The following is a 22,697-nucleotide window of genomic DNA, read 5'->3' as shown; positions in this document are numbered from 1 at the left end:
CTCAAAAGTATATTCTTTATCATACCTGCTTTTCTATTAAGATACTACTACTTTATTAGACTCGTTTCTATTAGTAATGCGTCAACGGTCTTTATTCCACTATGACTTCGTCAAAATAGATGCGAGCTTCCTGTCCCGGACGTACATGGGTGAAAGGACAATCACCTGCCCCATATGCCACGATGCGGATGTAGCGTGCCTTCTCTCCTATCTCAAACAGAATATCCTCGCGGAAAGTGCCTTCGCGAAAAATGTCATCCTTCGTAAACGACTTCTCGGAGACCTTGCGGTAGTCTTTATTATCCGCCGAAATCAGCACTTCTATCCTTGCAGGTTTATGCGCTGCCATACCGTAATTGGTGATGGAACCCAATATCAACCGGTTCACGTTTTCAGACTTCTTCAAATCAAGAGTGAAGGAAACGGTATCGTTCTTCATCCATGAGCACCATTCGGAATCGGTATATTTCAAACTTCCCCGCACACCGTTCACCAGCAGACCGATATTGTCAGCACCGATGCTCTTTATTGCTTTTGCCGTTGCCGGATTCCACACAACAGGCAGTTCCAAGGTTTGTCCCATCTGCTTGCCTACAGAGAAAGTGGCAGCTTTTATTGTTTTCGTACCCGTGAGCACCAATGGCCGGGTATAGAGGGCGGATTGTGCTGTGGGCTGACTGCCATCCATCGTGTAACGCACTTCCATATCCGGACGGATACAATCCAACTTCACCTCCAGACGGTCGTTCTTCGGTATCACCGTCTGCTGAATGTTGTACATGGAACGGGCGTAAACAATGCCTTTCGCAGCCAGATGTTCGTTGAAGCGGTCCATAGCCGCCAGATAAGACTTCCAGTTCTTACATTCCGGCTTTGTCCAAGCTACCTCGGCCAATGCGGATAGACGGGGGAATAAAAGATAATCCACATCCTCGGGAGTATTGCAGAACTCCGTCCACATGCAGGCCTGCACTCCCATCAGAAGGGAAACAGTATGTTGCGACCAGTCTTTTTGTATCGGTTCATAGTCGTATACATCCTTCAAGGTATTGTTTCCGAAATACGTCAACGGCTCAAACCATTGCGGCCCCTGATAGCGGATGAGATACATAATCCGGGCGGGCGTCATGATGAAACGATGTCCCAGTTCGGCAGCTTTCACCGCCGCTTCGCCATACTTCTGCCAACCCAAGATGATGAAATCGTCGGGGATAGTAGCATTCGTCAGTTCATCCCAGCCTATCACCTCACGGCCTTTGCTCTGCACATAGCGCGCCACGCGGCCCATGAAGTAGCCTTGCAGTTCTTCTTCATTCGCCAGTTTCTCTTCCTTCATCCGCGCCTGACACAACGGACAGTTTTCCCAATGCGTCTTTCGCGCCTCATCTCCACCCAAATGAATATACTTTGAAGGAAAAAGTTCGAGTACCTCATCCAGCACATCTTGCAGGAAAGTGAATACACTATCGTTTCCGGCACAGAAGATGACATCGGCGTTCTCTCCGCCCAAACCGGGCAACACGCCGATATATTTATTCACCACCGGACACGCCAGCAACGGATAAGCAGCCAGTGCGGCATTGCTATGCGCTGGCATTTCTATCTCGGGAATCACTTCGATGTGGCGTTCCCCGGCATAGGCCACTATCTCACGAATCTCGCCCTGCGTATAGTATCCCTTTGCTACCGTAGACTCGCCTTGGCGGGGATTGCGGCGGTCGGGAAAGTTCTTGCCCGGACGGTCTACACGGCGGGAACCTATCTCCGTAAGTTCGGGATATTTCTTGATTTCAATGCGCCAGCCGTTATCATCCGTCAGATGGAAATGCAGTTTATTCAGTTTCAGCATAGCCATGCAGTCGATGATACGCAGCAGGTTCTCCTTAGGGGAGAAGAACCGTGCCACGTCTACCAACAATCCGCGATAACCGAAACGGGGCTGATCGGTGATAGTGACTGCCGGAACTGTCCAGTCGATGTTGGCCAAGGTTGAAGGGGAAGCCAATGTTGATGCCGGAGCCGAAGCCGTCTCAATGGCGGCGGGCAGCAATTGTCGGATACTTTGCAGGGCATAGAAGAAACCTTGCACATCGGCAGCATGAATGTTTATTCTCTTGGACGTAATCTCCAGTTTATAGGATTCGCTCTTCAAAGAGGCATCCGTAGTCAGACAGATGTCTCCTTTCTTGCTTCCCACCTTTATACGGGGAGTAAAACCTGCCGCATGGATAAGAAGTGCAGTAAAGCGGCGTACTTCTACAGCTTGTTCCTCGTTCTCCACAGCAAAGGTTGTTTTTGCAGAGAAATGAAAGTTACCCGTGCCCGGCACTATACTGACCGGGCAGGGAACTAAGGAAATGGATTGTGTCAAGTTATCAGCCTGGATGTTTGCTACTGCCAGAAGCAGCAGGCACACCAGTGCATAAATAGTTCTATATTTCATAAGGTCTTTCTCATTAGCTATTAAAAACTCATTCTTTATCTCTCTCGGGCGAAAAGCGTACAGGATCATTATATTGTTCCTGCAATGCGGTTAGTTGCGCTTTCAGGTCTTTGATGATTTCTTCCGTCCCCGCTTGTCCGTAGATGTTGCGCATCTCGGTGGGGTCGGCCTGCAAGTCATACAGTTCCCATTCATCGATATCATTATAGAAATGAATCAGTTTGTAGCGGTCGGTGCGCACACCATAATGGCGTTTCACCATGTGCTCGGCAGGATATTCGTAGAAGTGATAGTACAAAGCCTTTCGCCAGTCGGCAGGTTTCTCTCCTTTCAGCAGTGGCATCAGGGAAACGCCCTGAATATCTTCCGGCACTTCCACTCCGGCAAGTTCAAGGAAGGTAGGTGCGTAGTCAATGTTCTGCACCATTTCGTCAATATCTCCTTTACGCTGAAAGTCTTTCGGCAAACGCATAATCAATGGAGTACGCATGGACTCTTCGTACATGAAGCGCTTGTCGAACCAACCATGCTCGCCCATATAGAAGCCCTGATCGGAGGTGTAAACCACGAGCGTATTATCATCCAGACCTTTTTCTTTCAGATAATCCAGCACGCGCCCCACGTTGTCGTCCAGAGACTTCACGGTCTTCATATAGTCGCGCATGTAGCGTTGGAACTTCCAGTTGGCAAGTTCCTTGCCTTGCGGATTCTTCTTATAGAAGTCATCAATGATAGGTCCGTAGAATTTATCCCATGCGGCACGCTGTCCTTCGTCCATGCGACCGATGTATTTCTCATACATAGACTTTAAGCGGCTTTCTTTGTCGGGTCGCAGCATCTTGAGGTCGTAAATCATATCCATATCCTTCACGATGCTCATCTCCTGTGCCGCAGCAGCGGGGCGTCCTTCATAACCGTCAAAGAAGTTGTCCGGCAACGGGAAAGTTTTATCCTCATAAAGTGCCAGATTGCAGGTATCTGCCAGCCAGTTGCGGTGGATGGCCTTGTGATGGATCAGGATACAGAATGGTTTGTCCTTATCCCGCTGATTCTCCATCCAGTTGATGGCGTCATCGGTGATGAGGTTCGTTACATAACCATGTTTCTGTATCGTATCATTATCCTGGGTGATGAAAGCCGGGTTATAATAATCGCCCTGTCCGGGCACAATCTCCCAATAGTTGAAGCCGGTAGGCAGGCTTTCGAGGTGCCATTTACCAATGAGGGCTGTTTCATAACCGGCTTGTTGCAAGAGTTTAGGAAATGTCTGCTGTGAAGCATCGAACACGCAAGTGGTGTTGTCGTAGAATTTATTGGCACAACTGTGCTTGCCCGTAATCATACAGGCACGGCTGGGTCCGCTCAATGAGTTGGCAACAAAACTGTTGGTGAAACGTACTCCATCGGCAGCAATGCGGTCCAGGTTCGGTGTTTCCATATAACGGTGGTCATAGCAGCTCATCATCTGGGCTGTATGGTCATCCGTCATGATGTATACAATGTTGTATTGCTTCTGCTCTTCAGCCTTCTTTTGGGCAGAGCATGAGGCCAAGGATGCCACAGCAGCGGCACCGGTCAGGGAATAGAGTAATCCTGATTGTAAGTTTTTCATGGTCGGAAATCTTTAGTAGTTTAATTGCCCAAAAGTACGCGTAATGGATAAGAGCAATGTTCAAGAATATCTTTATCATATCCAAAATTCACCATTTCGGGTATATCTAAAGCAACAAAAAGACAAAATTAAAAGCAGCGAAGACAAAACCGGAAGCAGAACAGACAAGATGCGCTGTCTGCTTCCGAAATGTTAGGTTATATTAGCCTATTGAAAAAACCAATTCGTCACATTAAAAATAACCGAAGTTATTATCCGTGTAGTCCAAAGCCGAGTTCGTATCGATTTCCTCCTTCGGTATCGGCAACAGCAGATTTTTCTTCAGGAAGTCCGGATCATTTAGGTTTCCATTATTAAAAATACGTTCTCCCCAGTTGCCATTACCCTGCGGATTTTTGGCTACACTCTCCTTGATGATACCATGATTATTATTCAATTCCAGTGCTTTCTTAAAGAACTCGGTACCCCGCATACGCATATTCTGATACATCTCCGGTTCACCGGCTCCTTCCAGTAAACGTTCAAAGAAGATTTTCTCACGTATTTGTTCTTTTGTCAAGCTAGAGTCCCATCTTGCAGGTTGGGCAGAAACAGTAGTGCCTGAACGACGAGCTCTTGCCAACACTTCATCTACCAAATCTATCGCTTTACCCTTATCACCCAATTCATTATAAACATCTGCCATCATCAGTAGTAAATCCGCATAGCGATAAATAATCAAGTTCTTATGGCTATTATTTCCGCTCTGCTCCGGATCAAATGCTTTCTTATAGTAAGGCCATGACTGCGTGTTAACAGAAGGTTTCTGCGTACAGTTTTCAATAAAGCCTTTCAAACCTTTCTGATAACCGGTAGTGGCATCGCCAATGATGGCATTAATCTCTTCCATAGTAGGAGATGCCGGATTAGCAAATTTTTCATAAGGTAATTTGGCAACATACAGTTTAACCTTTTTCCAACCAGCAGGTATTTCTTCTCCCGGTATAGTATAGGTAAAATAGGGATAAGAATAACCGGAGTCACGCGGAGTTGCAATCGGTTCTTCCAGAGGTTTCGGACCTTGTCCCACACCTTTATAAGTTTTCCAGTTAGACAAATAAGAAACATCAATGCGGGGATCACCCGGATACGTAGCCATAAAGTAATCAAGCAACACTTTAGAAGCACGGATTCGTCCGAAACTCTGTCCATTAGTTGCACCAGCCGGCGCAATCAGCCAACTGCCTCTATTACGTGTACTGGACCCAGCCAAAGCAAAATTGAGCTGAAAGATAGCCTCTTTTGAGCCTTGCACATAGTTGGCAAATAAATTGCCAAAATTCTGTTCCAATGCATATTTGCCATATACCTCATCAAAACAAGCTTTTGCTTGTGCCCATGCTCCTTCATCTCCCTGACAAGCTAAAGTATAATACAACTTACCCAGATATGCTTTTGCAGCATACTTGTTTGCAAAGCCGTCATCAGATGTTTCCGGCAAATTTTCATAAGCAAACTCCCAGTCTGTACGCGCTTGTTCATAGACTGTCGCTCTTGGAGAACGAGGTATTTCCAGCGCATCATGAGCCGAAGGAGTAGTCTTCAATGGGACATCTCCGTAAACGACTGCCAAATTGTAGTAAGCCAATGCACGTAGGAAACGGGCTTCCGCCTCCATTTTAGTTTTTATTGCTCCATCCAAAGGACTTCCTTCAACATTTGCAACAAAGGCATTCACCTCACCTATCACCTTATACATACCTTTCCATGCCATGCCGTTGAGGGTTTCATCAATTGGTTTTCCCTTCATAGATGCCAACAAATCTGCCGATGATCCATTCGTCTGAGGATAGCCAAAGCCACTATATCCCATCATAACCTCTTGCCATGCTTGTCCATAAGCATTATCAGCACTCATATAACCATAGCATCCTAAAAGAGCACGCTGTGCATTCTCTGCCGTACTGAATTGGTTCTTCGAGTTCACTGTATACTGGGGGTCTTCGTCCAGCCATGATTCACAAGCACTAAATGACAATGCGCCTGCAACTAATAATATATATTTAAATTTTTTCATATCTCAATCAAATTTATCAGTTAACCACTTAGAAAGTAACATTTAATCCAAACACAAATGAACGCATGCTCGGGAAAGCATTCATATCGATACCCGGGCGAAGGCCTTCAAATGCGAAACTATTGATTTCAGGATCATAGCCGCTATAGCTAGTGATAACGAAAGCATTTTTCACAGAAGCAAACACACTTGTATTCTCAAATCCTATCTTCTTCATCCAAGTTTTAGGCAATACATAATTCAATGTAATATCAGAGCAACGCAGAAAACTACCATCTTCAATATAACGGTCATAAACCACATTCTTTATATTCGTTGTAGCAGCAGGGTAAAGGTTAGAATGATTGGCTTCCGTCCACATGCCCTGATAAGCCTCACGAGTCAGATTACCTGCTTGTTTAGATGGCGTATAGTAACGAATATTCGAGTTCAGGATATCATTACCATATACACCGTTAAAGGTAGCAGACAAAGAAATATCTTTCCAGGTAATGCGGGTATTGAAACCATAGGTAAAGTCAGGATTCGGATCACCGAGCATGTCTTTATCCTTTTCGTCTACCACACCATCTTCATTCATATCAATACATTTAATGCTACCGGGGGTCATATCATTGGCAGTAGAACTCTTATAAGTTTTAGTAGTACCATCAGCCGCAATATAAGACACCTCACCATTTACAATATCTTCCGGTTGAATGATTCCCTGCGTTTTATAACCATAAAATATACCCGGAGCCATACCTGCAATAAACAAATTTGCAATGCCAAAATGGTCACTAATAGCTGCACCTTCATAACCACGCACGTTTTTCAGCATACCGAAATCGGTTGGTTCAAATCCCAGGTCTCCAATTTTAGACTTATTGAAACCGATATTGGCACCAAGGCTCCAACTCCATCCTTTGGAATTACGCAGAATTTCTCCATCCAAAGAAAACTCAATACCCTTATTTGTCAAAGAACCTTGGTTCACCATTACATTGGCAAACCCACTGGAAGCCGGTAAATTACGTTTTATCAGCAAATCATTCGTTTTTTTCGTATACACATCTACCGTACCAAAAAGACGTCCGTTGAAGAATCCGAAATCAATACCCGCATTCCATGAAGAAGTACGTTCCCATTTCAAACCATCATTCTGTAAGTTACTTACAGCCATTGCCAATAAACGGTCACCCGTAGCCTGAGCATAGTCTATAATCTGCGAATAATCAGAGAATGTGGCATAAGGATCAATTCCTTGATTACCCGTCACACCATAACCGGCACGTACTTTCAGTTGGCTCAACCATTTAATATCTTTAACGAATTCTTCCTGTTCAATGCGCCATGCAGCTGAGAAAGAAGGGAAATAAGACCAACGCTTACCTTTTTTGAACTTACTTGAACCATCAGCACGTAAAGAGGCCGTCAACAGATATTTATCATAGGCAGAGAGATTCACACGACCCAGATAAGAAAGTAACTGATAATCTTTCTGAGTCGGCTGGTCATGTTTAATAATTGAAGCCAGATGCAAACCTTTCGTACGTAAATCGAAGTTAGAGAAACGGGTACCCTTTACATTCTTGTTCAGGAAGGTATGGACATCATAAGTCAGACCGGCCGTTGCATCCAAATGAATTTTCTTAGTCAGATCAACATTGTAATTCAGGATATTCTCAATACTATAGTTAGACTTATCTGTGTTGGAAACAGCCAATACGCCTTCATCATTAGCACCAATAGTCAATGTCATACCATACCAACGATTACGGTCATTAACAGAAACGCCACCACCGGCACGAAGATTATAAGAGAAATGTTTGTTTATCTTCCAAAGCAAATCAGCACTTGCATTGAACTTCTTATCGTTTATGATGTCATCATAGTCATTCTTCCAACTATCCACATTTGTCTTCGCATCCATATTATCCAACAACGACGGGTCATCCGACGGAGTGCGATAGGGAGCAGTATCCAACACCGTACGTGCCAAAGAGCCAGCAACGCCTCCGGTTGTATTACCACCGGTCATCATATCATTTTGCTGTAATGAACCATTCATGTTGAGGGTCAGTTTCACCGCCTTCGACAAGTTAGCTGTCAGGTTCAAGCGCAAGTCACCTTGCTTGATTCCAGTATTTTCTACAATACCTTTGATATTCTTGAAGTTTGCAGAAACATAATATTGCACAGCATCAGAACCACCACTGACAGAAGCCGAATAAATCTGAGACAAGGCAGAGCTATATGCTTCTTTCTGCCAGTCTACATAGTTAATCACCCGGTAGTTTGCCGGATTGGTAGGATCTGCCTTATAGCTGTCCAGATTCTCTCCATATACGTAACGCATTTCTCCGTTTGCCTGAGGATAATATTTTTCTTCACCCGGATTCACTTTCATATTGGCATAAGTAGCAAATTCATTCAGATTAATCATATCATGCAGATTACGTGCATTTGCTATTGTAAAGTTAGCTGTTACATTCACTTTAGCCTTTCCTGCCTTACCTTTCTTTGTAGTAATAAGGATTACACCATTAGCACCGCGCGAACCATAAATAGCTGTTGCAGAAGCATCCTTCAACACTGTTATGTCTTCAATATCCGCTGGATTCAAGGCACTCAGCGGATCCTGGGCAATCTGAAAGTCACTGCCACCCATTGCAGATGCTGCAAATTCACCTGTTGAAGATTGAGGAATATTGTCAATAACATATAGCGGCTGATTGTCACCACGAAGAGAGTTGGCACCACGAATGGTCACAGATGTGGCTGCACCTGGAGTAGACATGGTTGCACTAACATTCAGACCTGCCACTTTTCCTTGCAAAAGATTATTTAAAGATGACGCTTTAGAAGCATCATTAGCATCAGGACGAAGACTTTTCGTGGCACCAGTCACATCACTCTTCTTTGCAGTACCGTAACCGACAACTACCACTTCATCCAACAACTGCGTATCATCTTTTAAAGATACATTGATTACAGTCTGATTTCCCACAGATATTTCCTGCGTTACATAACCAATAAAAGAAAAAACTAATACTGATTTAGAGTTGGGGACATCAATCTTATAATTACCGTCAATATCGGTAATCGTCCCAAGCGATCCTCCTTTTACTTGTACATTGACACCGGGTACACCTTCATTGGTGTTGTCAATCACTTTACCTGTTACTTTGACGGGTTGCTGTGCATAAGCGGCAGCAGTAGTTGTCAAGCAGAGCAGACATGTTAGAAAAACATTAAATAGCTTCTGTCTCATAGAATTAAATTTAAATTAGTAAAGACTATTGTTAACATTAATTTCGATGCAAATGTAAAGCGAAACAGAAGGAGCACCGGTACAATAATCACTATTACTAAATCCAAAATTGACTACCTACAGCCTTCCAGCAGAGGTATAGCCAAATTTGGAGCTAAAAATAGACAAAATTGGAGTTTCTTCCCATCAGATTCCTGCCTTTTGTTTTGTATGGTTCGATACAAAAGTTTATTTTTGTTCCAATCTTTGCACAACACCATGAGAAAAACCATGTTAACCACACTAGTATTGTTCCTATTATCGCTCTTTCCGGATAAAGCAGCCGGCAATAAACAATACGCTTTCCAGCAGATAAGTACGCAAAACGGCCTGTCCTCTTCGGTCCGCTGCCTGGTTGTGAGCCAGGAGAAGGGATACGTATGGATGGGAACGAGGCTGGGTATCGGACGTTTCGACGGCTACGAACTAAGGAAATATCTATTGGGAAATATCACCCATATTATTGAAGATAAAGAACATACCATCTGGACCATTACTCCCAAAGGTTTATTCTACTACGATTATCAGGAAGACAAATTCCTCCAGGCACGCGACGAAGACAACAACCCGGTGACCGTGACTTCCATCTGCCCGTGGACCGACGGCGTGTTGTTCGGTGGTAACGGAAGACTCTATAAATATGACTATGCCAACCGGAAAATCAAATTCTTATATCCTCTGACACCTAATAATAAATACAATATTACCAACTTACAAAAGTGGGACGACCACACCCTATTGTGCAGTAACCGCTGGAACCACGCATTACTCATTGACGTACCTACCGGTCAGACACGGCCTGTCCCTTTTGAAAGTAACGAATTAATCTCCACTCTTATCGACAAGGATGGGAATATATGGATAGCTCCTTATCATCAAGGAGTGAGGTGCTACGACCGGAATGGCAAACTTCTGCACTCCTACCACAGCGGGAACTCCCCTTTGCAAACCAACGTCGTGCTCTCACTGGCCGAAAATGACGGACACATCTGGATTGGAACGGACGGTGCAGGCATTTATATATTAAATCCGGAAAACGACGAGATGTCCGTCCTGTCACATACTCCGGGCGATCCTTACTCTCTGCCGGTCAATTCCATTCTTTATCTGTACGCTGACGCTAACAATAGTATGTGGGCAGGCAGTGTACGCGGAGGACTAATCAGCATTAAGGAAGTAGGGATGAAGATTTACTCGGATGCCCTGCCCGGCACGGAATACGGATTAAGTGAGAAATCAATCTTATGCATCTATCAGGACGAAGATGACGAAATCTGGATCGGGACAGACGGCGGTGGAATCAACAGTCTTCATCCCGGCAACAAGAAATTCCATCACGTCATGTCTACATGGGGAGACAAAGTATCTTCTATCACAGGAGTGGACAAACAACGGTTATTAGTATCCCTGTTTAGCAAAGGATTGTTCTTCTTCGACAGGAAAACCGGAAATTACCAGCCACTCATTATCGTAAATGACAGCATCAACGAACTGATGTGCAAGCGTGGAAAAACCGTAAACGTATTCCAAAACACACCCGAAACCATTTTATTACTTGCCGAATCGCCTTATAGTTACCACATAGGTAAGAAAGAATTCACCCCTATTTCACTAGACAAATACACTAAAGAGATTATCGGTACCATGTTGTCGATAGAGAGCGAAGGACCTGTCTCCTACCTGCACGATTTTAAACGCATCTACCGCATAGACTCCCGGAAAAATGTATTGGAAACTCTCTTCAGTTGTCAAGGAGACACCATATTCAATTCCATAGCCATCGATGAAAGCGGGGTTTTCTGGATAGGAAGCAATTACGGCCTCAGCCGTTACTCCATCGAAAAGCAAGAACATGTCAATATTCCCAACAGCCTGATTAATGAAATCAATTCATTGATTTGTGATAAACGGGGCCGCGTATGGCTGGGGACTGACGGAAAACTGTTTGCCCACCTCATTCACGAAGGAGAGTTCATCCTCTACGGAGAATCTGACGGAGTGATTCTGAATGAGTATCTGGAAAAGCCACGGTTGTTATCTGCCCAAGGCGATATCTACATGGGTGGTGTCAACGGCCTGCTCTGTGTCAACAAGCAACTTCCCGACGAGTCAACAACTCCGCCCGTGCTGGAACTGGCTGATGTATCGGTGGGCGGAGAACGCATGAACACCCTGATTAACACTGGACAAAGCCTGAAAGTTCCGGAACAAAGCAAACCCATATCCATAAAGATTATCGCCCACGACAAAGATATCTTCCGCAAACCCATGTATCGCTACACCCTGCGGGGAATGGAGGGGCAAGTCATCTACTCTTATCAACCGGAACTGACACTCAGCGGTTTGCCTGCAAGAACTTATCAAGTAATGGCTGCATGCAGCACCCGCAGTGGAGGATGGACGGAAGATTACCAAATACTGGAATTAATAGTACTTCCGCCCTGGTATAAATCCGGCTGGTTCACAATCAGTTGCATCATAGTGGTATTCTCCGGCATTGTACTCGTATTCTTCTCCCTGCTGCGCCGCAAAGAAAACAAGCTGAAATGGGCCATGAAAGAGCATGAGCAACAAGTGTATGAAGAAAAAGTGCGCTTCCTTATCAACATCAACCATGAATTGCGCACTCCGCTAACCCTGATACATGCCCCGCTAAAACAACTGTTGGCAACCTTATCACCGGAGGATGAAAAATACCCTATTATACAAAGCATCAGCAAACAGTCCGGACGCATGAAAGAGCTTCTGAACATGGTGCTGAATGTACGGAAAATGGAAATGGGACAAAGCACCCTGCATGTAGAGAACGTAGAGTTGAACCCGTGGGTGGAACAACTTATTGATGATTTTCGGCCGGAGGCAACAATGAAAGGAATTTCCATTGTTTACAATCCGGACAAAGAAGTAGACACCCTCTGTTTTGACAAGGAGAAATGCACCACCATCCTGACGAACCTGCTTATCAATGCACTGAAATACAATTCCGAAAACGGGCAAATCAGTGTATCCGTAAGTTTGTCCGAAGACCAGAGCAACGTACGCATTTCTGTAGCCGATGAAGGTCCCGGCTTAAAGGACATAGATATAAACAATCTCTTTATCCGATTCTATCAAGGTAACAACAGCCGCCCGGGTACAGGTATCGGTCTTTCCTATTCCAAGATTCTGGCCGAGCAGCATGGCGGGAGCATCGGTGCTTATGACCACGAAACCGCACCCGGAGCAACCTTCTGGTTTGAGTTGCCCCGCAACGTGCAGCCCGGGAAAGTAACCTTGCAACCCCAACCTTATCTGAATGAGTTGTTAGCTCCTACCCAGGAAGTGGAAAGTGTTCCGGAAGAAACAGCCGTAAAAGAGGAAACCATGAACAACACGCTGCTCATAGTAGATGACAACAAGGATTTGACTGACTATTTGTCCGAAGCACTGAAAGGCAAATTCAAGAAAATATGGGTAGCTTATGACGGCGAAGAAGCGCTGCGCATTTGTCGGGAATCATATCCGGATATAGTTGTCAGCGACATACAAATGCCACGCATGAATGGGTATGAGTTGTGCAAGCACATCAAGGAAGACCTGGAAATCAGCCATATCCCTATTATTCTGCTGACCGCCCGCAATGATGAGGAAAGCCAGATTTTCGGCTACAAGAACGGAGCCGATGCTTATCTGACGAAGCCTTTTGAGGTCAGCATACTTCACACCATCATCCAAAGCCAACTGAAAAACCGTGAGCGGATGCGGACTCGCTATGCGGAAGCGGGGCCATTGCCTCAGCCACAGGAAAGTACATTCAGTTCGGCAGACGAAATATTTCTCAAACGAATGAATAAAACCATTTCAGATAATCTGGAGAATCCGCAAATGGGAGTACCGCTACTCTGCACAGAGCTGGGCATTAGCCGTGCTTCCCTCTACAACAAGCTGAAGGCACTGACCGGAATGGGGGCAAATGATTATATTACTAAAATCAGGATGGAAAAGGCTGTATGGTTGCTTACACACAGTGCCCTCAGCATAAATGAGATAGCGGATCAGACGGGGGTCTCTACATCACGCTATTTCAGTACGGTATTCAAACAGTATATGGGATGTTCGCCAACGCAATATAAGGAGAAACACTCCTGAAAGACTTTGAGTTAATTATGATATCACAATAACCCTATTTTTGCCAACACAACGGCAAAATGTAGGCAAAGCAGTAACGGCAATTACACTATTCATCAATCACATTTTCAAACAGTTATAATAAACCGCAATTTTCCTGTTCGTATAGGGCATATTCCGGCAATGTCACCGGGAACATCTTGTTTTCTCTATGTTCCTGCCGGATAACTTCAAGTATCCGTTTCACAACATCCGGATGTTGCGCCGCTATATCGGCATCTTCGTGAATATCCTTTGCAAGGTCGTACAGATGGAGCTTCCCTTTCTTGACTACCAGTTTCCAGTCTCCCATGCGAACAGCCATCTGGTCTGTTTCATGGAATTCCCAATAGAGGAAATCATGTTTCTGCTGTTTGTCGGCATTGCCTAATAAAGTAGAGGCAAAAGAAAGACCGTCGAAACAGTCACCTTCTAACTTCTTGTTGATATACTTCTTCGGGAAGCCTTTGTCATCTATTAATTCGCAAAATGTAGGCATAATGTCATAAAATGCTAACTGGTGGTCGTTTACCGAACCGGCGGAGATGCGTTCCGGCCAGCGCACAATGAAAGGAATCCGGATGCCGCCTTCGTAACATTGGCGTTTCAGACCGCGCAGTTTCCCATCCCGCCCGAAGAACTCCGGGTCTGCCCCGCCCTCTTCGTGAGGTCCGTTGTCGCTGCTGAAAATGACGATGGTGTTCTTGTCCAGTCCTTTTTCTTTTAATTTCTCCATAACCTCACCCACGTAGTAGTCCAAACGGGTAATCATACCAGCAAACTGGGCATGGGTATGTTCCGTGGCATTATAGCGACCACCTTCAACCCCTCCCCAGGTTTTATCTCTAAAGAACTTTTTCTTATAATCTTTCAATATGGAATCATTCGGTTGTACAAGTTCCGCATGCGGCAGGGTGTAGGTGAAAAAGCCATAGAAAGGCTGTTCTCCGTCCTGTTGGGCCAGCCATTCCAGCGCCTTACCGTGAATCAGGTCTGCCGAATATTGGGTACGTTTCCTGTAGTCGTCACCAAACATCGGATAGTTGATATTATCTTCCATCAGGATGCGTACAACTCCTGTGTCTCCTTCCTGTGTGCTGTATCTGTTCAGAAAGTTAGGATAGTATAAATGAGCCTGGAACTGGCATATATAACCATAAAATTCATCAATACCCCGCTTATCCGGCGTGGAACAAGAGCCTTCATAACCACCTGCCCACTTGCCAAAGACTCCCGTAGTATAACCGTTCTTCTTCATGATTTCAGGAAGAATGATATGGTTTTCATCGTACGGTTCCTGGCCGACAACGGTAAATTCGTCATTCACCCCGTACTTTACAGTTGGTACTCCCTGCCAATATTCTTTATTTCCGCGCACATGGGTATGCCCTGTATGCTGCCCCGTCATCAACGAAGCACGGGAAGGGGCACTTACGGGACTACCGGCATAGGCTTGTGTAAACAGCATGCCTTCGGCTGCCATACGGTCTATGTTAGGCGTTTCAATGTATTTCTGTCCGTAACATCCTAAATCTCCGTATCCCATGTCGTCGCAGAGGATAAAGATAATGTTAGGTTTGGGATTCTTGTTTGCCGCATTAGCACACAAAGAAACAGTAGCCAAGAAGCCTGCTCCTAAAGTTAGACCTATCTGTTTCATATTAAATATATTTCCTAAGTAGATATTCGTAATTAATCCATTTTTTATTTTACAATAGTATCTGTCATCCTGAGTTTATCGAAGGCTCTTCTCCCTTGGTATAAGGCTGTCCTACATGTTAGGAGAAGGGATGCTTCGACAAGCTCAGCATGACAGATAGTAACAACTAACAAAATCACTTTGTGTATTCCGCAGCTTGTAACTCGTTACTTACTCACTTACTTCCTTTCGCCGAAATCTTCCTGTTGCTGCTCCACCTCTTTCAGTCTTTGAGCATTCTGCTCTTTCAGAAGCTGTTCCTGTTCCAACTCCGCAGACGACTTTGCAGACATTCCGGCAGCTTGCAAAGAAGATGAACCGGCAATCAGCGCCGCATCTTTCTCCGAATAAACCAACGGATGGGCGGCAGGATAGCTTTCTAATTCTAATACAGCACTTACAGGCATCTGCGAGCCTTCAAAGAGCACACTTGCCGTTACCTTTATCTTGCCCGGCTTCAAAGTGGACTGTATCAGCACCGGAGCCGTCCCCCACTTCACCGGAGCGGGATTTGCCAATATTCCGGCATCTCCCAGAATACGCCCTTCACCTTCCACATGGAACTTCACATAATAGTTGTTCAGACGTTAATATTCCCGTTCTTATCGGCTATGGCAGCTACTACAGTAACAAAGTCGGAACCATCAGCTTTCAGGTTCACATTCTCATTGTCAACCCAAAGCAATACTTTCTCCGGACGACGGGCAGGGTGCACTTCGTGCGTAGCAACCACCTTACCAGCTATCAAACCTTCCGCCCGCAGCAATACTTCATCCTGCTTTTTCTTCCGTGACAAGGCCTTATCAACCATGAAATCGTAGACATCAGGGAAAGTGATAACAGGCGAAGGCATACCTTCTTTAACTACCGGTTTATTATAAGTATAAGTCTTTCCATCTTTCAAGAAGGTGAGGCGCACTTCATCGCAATTGGAATAAACAGTCACATCCTTGCCGGAGAACGGTGTCATCTCATGAGCAATATACACCATCGGACCGGTTTCAAAAAGCCGTTCCTCCGTCCGGGGCGAACGCTGTGCTTTGAACATATAGTAGGAGTACTTGGGCTGGCGGAATATGTCCATCAGTCCGCCATAAAACGGGTCGGGATGATAACCGCGCTGGTGGTCGAACGAGTGCCACAGACAACCACCTACATGTTGGCGGGGAGTACGATAAAGGGCATCGTAACAGGTGAATGTATAAGTAGGGTTTGCATAATGCTGTGCCTGGATAAGCATAGGCTGTTCTCCCCAGTTGCGGGCTACACGACTGGGAGAGTTATGCGAACTCCAATCGTCCACATTGTCACCCCATTCACGGGTAAAATAGGTTATCTTTGGGTCAGCATCCTTATCGCCCCACGACTTGCCATCGTAAGAGGGATGTGTGAAAAGCACGGGGAAATGCTCACGCCCACGTGCACCGCTATCGCAACCGGAATAACAATATGGGTAAGGATATTCCTGGTCTACAATGTCACGGGTGTTCTTGGCGAAGTCTTCCGGATACCAGGTTTCATTGAGGATAGGTTCCCACATCCACACACAAGCATGATTGCGGTCGCGCCGCACAAGGTTACGGATATCGCTATAAACACGTTGCGCAAATTCGGGAGCGTCATTCCAGAACTGCCAGCCGGGCGTATTGACAATGACAAACAGCCCAAGCTCATCGCATGCATCCATGAATGCCGGGTCTTGCGGACAATGGGCGTTACGGATTACTTTCATTCCGGCATCACGCAGTTTCTTTGCATCACGCCAATGAATGCTGTTAGCTACGGCATTGCCCACTACCGCAAAGTCCTGATGGCGGTTAGCACCAACCAACGGACTTTCATAAGGTTTGCCATTCAGCCAGAAACCATCCTTTCCCTTAAACTCTACACTACGGATGCCGATACGGCGGCGATAACCGTCCACTACATTGCCTTCGCGGTCACGGATACGTACGATCAGATTATATAAAGTGGGAGTTTCCGGACTCCAGAGCATCGGATTCTTCACTATGATTTTATCTTTCGAGATAAACGCTTTCCCCGGACGTACTTGTATCTTATCATTCAGAAAAGCAACCTGTGTACCATCCGGCTGCTGCAACTCATATTCCACAACGCCCGTAAAGGCTTTGCGGCTGTCATTGCGCACGTGTGCTTTCAGCAACACTTCGGCTGAGGCATCCGACACCTTATCATAAGCCACAAACAAGCCGCCGCCTGCTACTTCGTTCTCAAAGTTCGGGTCAGTGATAAAGACCGGATTATGGGCTATCAGCCAGCAATCACGATAAATGCCGCCAAAATAGGTAAAGTCGAGCACATCCTGCGCCTTTCCGGGAGGATAGCTCGTATCATCGCTGTTATCCGCCCACACGGCTATCACATTATCCTCTCCCCAGTTCAATACGTCAGAGATATCAACCACCACAGGAAGATAACCGCCAAAGTGTTCGGTCAGCAACTTCCCGTTGACGAATACTTTACTCTTTCCCATGATGGCTTCGAAGTGCAGGAACAGTTTCTTCCCTTTCAAAGCATCTACAGGGGTGAAGTGCTTGCGATACCAGACTTCTCCCTGATAATTGATACAACCACTGGCTTCCGTCGGCAAATATTCAATGCCATTGGGAAGGGAGACTACCGTCCATTCCGCATCATTAAAGTTCGTAGCCTCAGCACCCGCAACGGTTCCTTTGCAGAAGCGCCAGGCAGGATTCATGGAAAACACTTCACGACCGGAATTGGGCAGTTGGAAAAAACCGGCAGTAGAAAACTCGGGTTGATGAGATGCCTGCACAGAACAGCAGGGAATTAGCAATAAGGAGATTAGGATAAAATGAATAATTCTCTTCATAAGGTATAGTATTATTTTAAGTATATGGATTGGATGCAATGATGGCAGTCTTTGACATCCGATGCAAAAGTAGGGCAAAACCCCAAAATACAATTACAATAATCACTATTTTTAATCCAATTTTATCCAATTAGCCATTTATGACCGAAATTCATAGACAGTATTTATTTCTCATTTTACAAAGTTGAACTAAATATGAAAATCAACCTGCTTCATACCAAAATCGCACTTACTCCATACTTGCTCCGTAGCAAATTCGGTTAGAAGGTACCTTTAACCGAATTTGCTACGGAGTTGATACGGAGCAGGTACGTCTCAAGTATGGTCCGGATACAAAACTAAGACTATAAAACCACCTCAATTCCCCACCCAAAAGCCCTTTCACCACTATGTTCATTATCAACGAAATAAACAATGAACAGGGTGTTGAAAACTTCTCAAAAAGTTTTTAGTTAAAACTTGTGGGGAATTGTGGGGAAATGTGTACTTTTACCGTCGCTTATTATAATAAGGTAACAATGATACGTTTTTTGGGCAATATAGAAGCGAAAACCGACGCTAAGGGACGTGTATTTATCCCCGCCGGCTTTCGGAGGCAACTGCAATCTGCCTCCGAAGAGAAACTCGTGCTGCGCAAAGACGTATTCCAAGACTGCCTGGTACTCTATCCAGAAAGCGTTTGGTTCAAGACGCAAAACCAACTACGGAAGCGCCTGAATAAGTGGAACGCAAAACACCAAGAAATTTTCCGGCAATTTGTGAGCGATGCGGAAATCATGGTTCCCGACGGGAACGGACGCATCTTGCTGCCCAAACGTTACCTGCAAATGGCCGGCATACAGAGCGATGTACGTTTCATCGGTGTGGACAATACGATAGAAATCTGGGCAAAAGAGAAAACCGAGCAACCGTTCATGAACCCGGAAGAGTTTAGCGAAGCTTTACAGGATATTCTGGGAGACGAAGACGATTGGGAGGAAGACGAGGATGAGTGATTAACGATTAGTGATTAGTGATGAATGGGAAATGAAGAGTTGACATATCATGTACCGGTGTTGTTGATGCCGAGTGTGGACGGAATGGAAATCCGACCGGATGGGACGTATGTAGACGTAACCTTCGGAGGTGGAGGACATTCACGGGAAATACTGTCACGGCTGGGAGACGGCGGACAGTTGCTGGGATTCGACCAAGACGAGGATGCGGAACGGAACATTGTGGATAATCCACATTTCATCTTTGTACGGAGCAACTTCCGGTATCTGCACAATTTCCTGCGCTATCACAACATAGAAGAAGTGGATGCTATACTCGCCGACCTGGGAGTATCTTCCCATCACTTCGATGACAGCGAACGTGGATTCTCATTCCGCTTTGACGGCGCACTGGATATGCGCATGAACAAACGTGCGGGAGATACTGCGGCAGATATCATAAACAATTATGATGAAGAACGGTTGGCAGACATCTTCTACCTGTACGGTGAATTAAAGAATAGCCGTAAACTGGCATCCGTACTTGTAAGAGCACGTGCCGGACAGAAGATAACGACTATCGGAGAATTTCTGGAAGTTATTAAACCGCTTTTTGGTAGGGAACGGGAGAAGAAGGAACTGGCTAAAGTTTTTCAGGCACTGCGCATCGAAGTGAACCAGGAAATGGAGGCACTGAAAGAAATGCTATATGCCGCTACTGAGGCTTTAAAACCTGGCGGACGACTGGTAGTGATTACTTACCATTCATTGGAAGATCGGATGGTGAAGAACATGATGAAAACCGGAAACGTGGAAGGCAAGATGGAAAAAGATTTCTTTGGAAATGTGCAGACACCGTTTCGGTTGGTAAACAATAAAGTAATTGTACCGGACGAAGCGGAGATAGAGCGTAATCCGAGGTCGAGAAGTGCCAAACTGAGAATTGCGGAGAAAAAGTGATGAATAGTGATTGGCGTTAAGTGATTAGTGATAAGTGATGGAGCGATGAAAGAAATGGAAGAAAAGCAGGTAAATGAAAAAACGGAGAAAGCGGAAAAGGCAACGAAGGCTAAAAACCGTACATCCCTGAAAAATATCATTGGTGGCGATATTCTGGCAACGGACTTTTTCCGCCGTCAGACTAAATTGCTTGTGCTGATAATGGTGCTGATTCTGTTTTACATACACAACCGCTATGCTTGCCAGCAACAGATGATAGAGATAGATAAATTGAAGAAAGAATTGATTGACATTAAATACGATGCTCTCACCCGCAGTTCGGAGTTGATGGAGCGAAGCCGCCAGTCGCGCATTGAGGAATACATTGCAACCAAGGAGAGTGATTTGCAGACTTCGACTAATCCACCGTATTTAATTAAATAAGAAACAAGAATATAAGGGGACAAGGAAACAAGGAGAGAAGGAAACAAGAGCTGCGCAGCCGCCTCGTCAACTTGTCAACCGGAAACCTCGTCAACTAAAGAAGAGAATGGCAGTAAATAAGAAAAATATCATGACCCGCTACTTCTTTGTAGTCCTTATAATGGGATTGCTGGGGATAGCTATTGTCGTAAAAGGCACAATCATCATGTTTGCCGAACGACAGTACTGGCAGGATGTGGCCGACCGTTTTGTAAAAGAGAACGTGACGGTAAAGCCTAATCGTGGTAATATTCTTTCATCCGATGGCAAACTGATGGCAAGTTCCCTGCCCGAATACCGTATATATATGGACTTCAAGGCGGGCGGATACACCAAGGACACCATGCTGGTGAACCACATGAACGAGATTTGCGAAGGACTGCATAAGATATTTCCCGATAAAAGCACCGCCGAATTCAAGTCGCACTTGCAAAAAGGACGTAAAAAAGGCAGCCGGAATTATCTGATTTACCCCAAACGTATCTCATACATTCAATATAAGGAAGCGAAACGTCTGCCTGTATTCAATCTGAACAAGTACAAAGGTGGTTTCCACGAACAAGTATACAATCAGCGCAAGAAGCCGTTCGGTTCACTCGCCGCCCGTACATTAGGCGACCTTTACGCCGACACTGCACAGGGAGCAAAAAATGGTATCGAACTATCATTCGACACATTGCTGAAAGGCCGTGACGGTATCACTCACCGCCAGAAGGTAATGAACAAATACTTGAACATCGTGGATATAGCTCCCGTGGATGGTTGTGACATTATCTCCACCCTCGATGTAGGCATGCAGGACATTTGCGAGAAAGCGTTGGTGGACAAATTGAAAGAAATCAATGCCACCGTGGGCGTAGCCGTACTGATGGAAGTGGAGACAGGCGAAGTAAAAGCCATCGTCAATATGATGAAAGCAGGTGACGGCAAGTATTATGAAATGCGTAATAATGCCATCAGCGATATGATGGAACCGGGCTCTACATTCAAGACTGCCTCTATCATGGTGGCCCTCGAAGACGGAAAAATCACGCCGGAAACAGAAGTGGATACCGGAAACGGTATCATGAATATGTACGGCAGCAAAATGAGAGACCATAACTGGCATCGTGGGGGATATGGAAAAATCAATGTAACGCGCATCCTGGAAGTTTCGTCCAATGTAGGTGTTTCTTACCTCATCGACAAGCATTACAAAGATAACCCGCAGAAGTATGTGGACGGCTTGAAGCGCATGAGCATCGACCAGCCGTTGCATTTACAGATTTCCGGTGAAGGAGAGCCGAACATAAAAGGTCCGAAAGAAAGATACTTTGCCAAGACCACCTTGCCTTGGATGAGTATCGGATATGAAACGCAAGTTCCGCCACTCAACATACTGACTTTTTATAATGCGATTGCCAACAATGGCGTAATGGTACGTCCCAAGTTTGTAAAAGCTGCCGTAAAAGATGGTGAAGTCGTGGAAGAATACCCCACCGAAGTGATTAACCCAAAGATATGCTCCGACCGCACTCTGACACAGATACGCGATATTCTGGAGAAAGTCGTATCACAAGGATTGGCAAAACCGGCCGGAAGCAAACAGTTCTCTGTGGCAGGTAAAACAGGTACGGCACAAGTATCTCAGGGTACGGCAGGTTACAAAAGCGGACGGGTTAATTATCTGGTAAGTTTCTGCGGTTACTTCCCGGCAGAGGCGCCGAAATATAGTTGCATTGTCTCTATTCAAAAGCCGGGACTTCCCGCTTCAGGCGGCTTGATGGCAGGTAGCGTATTCGGAAAGATTGCCGAAAGAGTATATGCGAAAAACCTGCGGTTCGATATACGAAGCGCGATAGACAGCACAAGCAATGTTATTCCTCCTGTAAAAGCCGGAGAAATGAACGAGGCGTTGCAGGTGTTGAACGATCTGAACGTACCGGTACAGAAACAATTCTCCTCCCGGAAAGGGAAAGACATGGGGACATACACAGGCATCACCCGGTGCGGTTATCCTGCAAGGTAAGGAAGAAGCCGGTTCGAATGCCGTTCCCAGCGTTATCGGAATGGGAGCAAAAGATGCGGTCTATTTGCTGGAAAGCAAAGGACTGAGAGTTAGACTGAACGGCGTAGGTAGGGTGAAGAACCAATCGATACCGGGCGGAAACCGTGTAGTGAAGGGACAAACGATAGCATTGACACTTCACTAAGTTTATC

Annotated in this window: 9 protein-coding genes and 2 pseudogenes; 5 read left to right on the top strand and 6 right to left on the bottom strand. The window is 45.4% G+C overall.

All coding sequences use genetic code 11. The features are described 5' to 3' along the window. Positions 1 to 91: 91 nt before the first annotated feature. The 4 genes from QZ135_RS12295 to QZ135_RS12280 all read right to left on the bottom strand — a co-directional run bounded on the left by QZ135_RS12295 (position 92) and on the right by QZ135_RS12280 (position 9,364). On the bottom strand, positions 92 to 2,443 hold the full coding sequence (locus tag QZ135_RS12295; protein WP_294609401.1) for a glycoside hydrolase family 20 protein: 2,352 nt from the start codon (positions 2,441 to 2,443) through the stop codon (positions 92 to 94). Positions 2,444 to 2,471: 28 nt separating this feature from the next. Beyond that, positions 2,472 to 4,055, bottom strand: a complete 1,584-nt coding sequence (locus tag QZ135_RS12290; protein ID WP_294609399.1) for a sulfatase — start codon at positions 4,053 to 4,055, stop codon at positions 2,472 to 2,474. Positions 4,056 to 4,287: 232 nt separating this feature from the next. After that, on the bottom strand, positions 4,288 to 6,111 hold the full coding sequence (locus QZ135_RS12285) for a RagB/SusD family nutrient uptake outer membrane protein (RefSeq protein WP_195208709.1): 1,824 nt from the start codon (positions 6,109 to 6,111) through the stop codon (positions 4,288 to 4,290). Between the two features lie 28 nt (positions 6,112 to 6,139). Continuing rightward, positions 6,140 to 9,364 carry a TonB-dependent receptor gene (locus tag QZ135_RS12280; RefSeq protein ID WP_294609394.1) on the bottom strand — a complete coding sequence of 1,075 codons (3,225 nt, stop codon included), beginning with the start codon at positions 9,362 to 9,364 and terminating at the stop codon, positions 6,140 to 6,142. 270 nt (positions 9,365 to 9,634) lie between these two features. On the opposite strand from QZ135_RS12280, the gene QZ135_RS12275 reads away from it, so the two are divergent. After that, a complete protein-coding gene (locus tag QZ135_RS12275; protein WP_294609391.1) occupies positions 9,635 to 13,531 on the top strand; it encodes a two-component regulator propeller domain-containing protein in 3,897 nt (1,298 codons plus the stop codon). A 115-nt stretch (positions 13,532 to 13,646) separates the two neighbouring features. Here the strand turns inward: QZ135_RS12275 and QZ135_RS12270 are convergent, their stop codons facing one another. Together QZ135_RS12270 and QZ135_RS12265 are read right to left on the bottom strand one after the other, a co-directional pair. Next, the gene (locus QZ135_RS12270; RefSeq protein WP_294609388.1) at positions 13,647 to 15,209 is read right to left on the bottom strand and encodes an arylsulfatase; all 1,563 of its coding nucleotides are present in this window, start codon (positions 15,207 to 15,209) and stop codon (positions 13,647 to 13,649) included. 218 nt (positions 15,210 to 15,427) lie between these two features. Then, positions 15,428 to 18,102: pseudogene (locus QZ135_RS12265) on the bottom strand (glycoside hydrolase family 2 TIM barrel-domain containing protein). 518 nt (positions 18,103 to 18,620) lie between these two features. Here QZ135_RS12265 and mraZ point away from each other — a divergent pair. The 4 genes and pseudogenes from mraZ to QZ135_RS12245 all read left to right on the top strand — a co-directional run bounded on the left by mraZ (position 18,621) and on the right by QZ135_RS12245 (position 22,690). Further along, positions 18,621 to 19,097 (top strand): division/cell wall cluster transcriptional repressor MraZ, encoded by a 477-nt coding sequence (gene mraZ, locus QZ135_RS12260; protein ID WP_044154727.1) that lies wholly within the window; start codon positions 18,621 to 18,623, stop codon positions 19,095 to 19,097. A gap of 24 nt (positions 19,098 to 19,121) precedes the next feature. Next, entirely contained in the window at positions 19,122 to 20,036 is a 915-nt protein-coding gene (rsmH, locus tag QZ135_RS12255) for a 16S rRNA (cytosine(1402)-N(4))-methyltransferase RsmH (protein WP_294609383.1), read from the top strand. Positions 20,037 to 20,090: 54 nt separating this feature from the next. Continuing rightward, positions 20,091 to 20,459 (top strand): FtsL-like putative cell division protein, encoded by a 369-nt coding sequence (locus QZ135_RS12250; RefSeq protein ID WP_085938325.1) that lies wholly within the window; start codon positions 20,091 to 20,093, stop codon positions 20,457 to 20,459. A gap of 130 nt (positions 20,460 to 20,589) precedes the next feature. Further along, a pseudogene (locus QZ135_RS12245) lies at positions 20,590 to 22,690 on the top strand (penicillin-binding transpeptidase domain-containing protein). Positions 22,691 to 22,697 lie beyond the last annotated feature (7 nt).

Origin of the sequence: uncultured Bacteroides sp., assembly GCF_905207245.1 — a bacterium.
GTDB lineage: Bacteria > Bacteroidota > Bacteroidia > Bacteroidales > Bacteroidaceae > Bacteroides.
The sequence above is the reverse complement of the archived record's forward strand: the minus strand, read 5'-3'. Positions and strand labels throughout refer to the sequence as shown.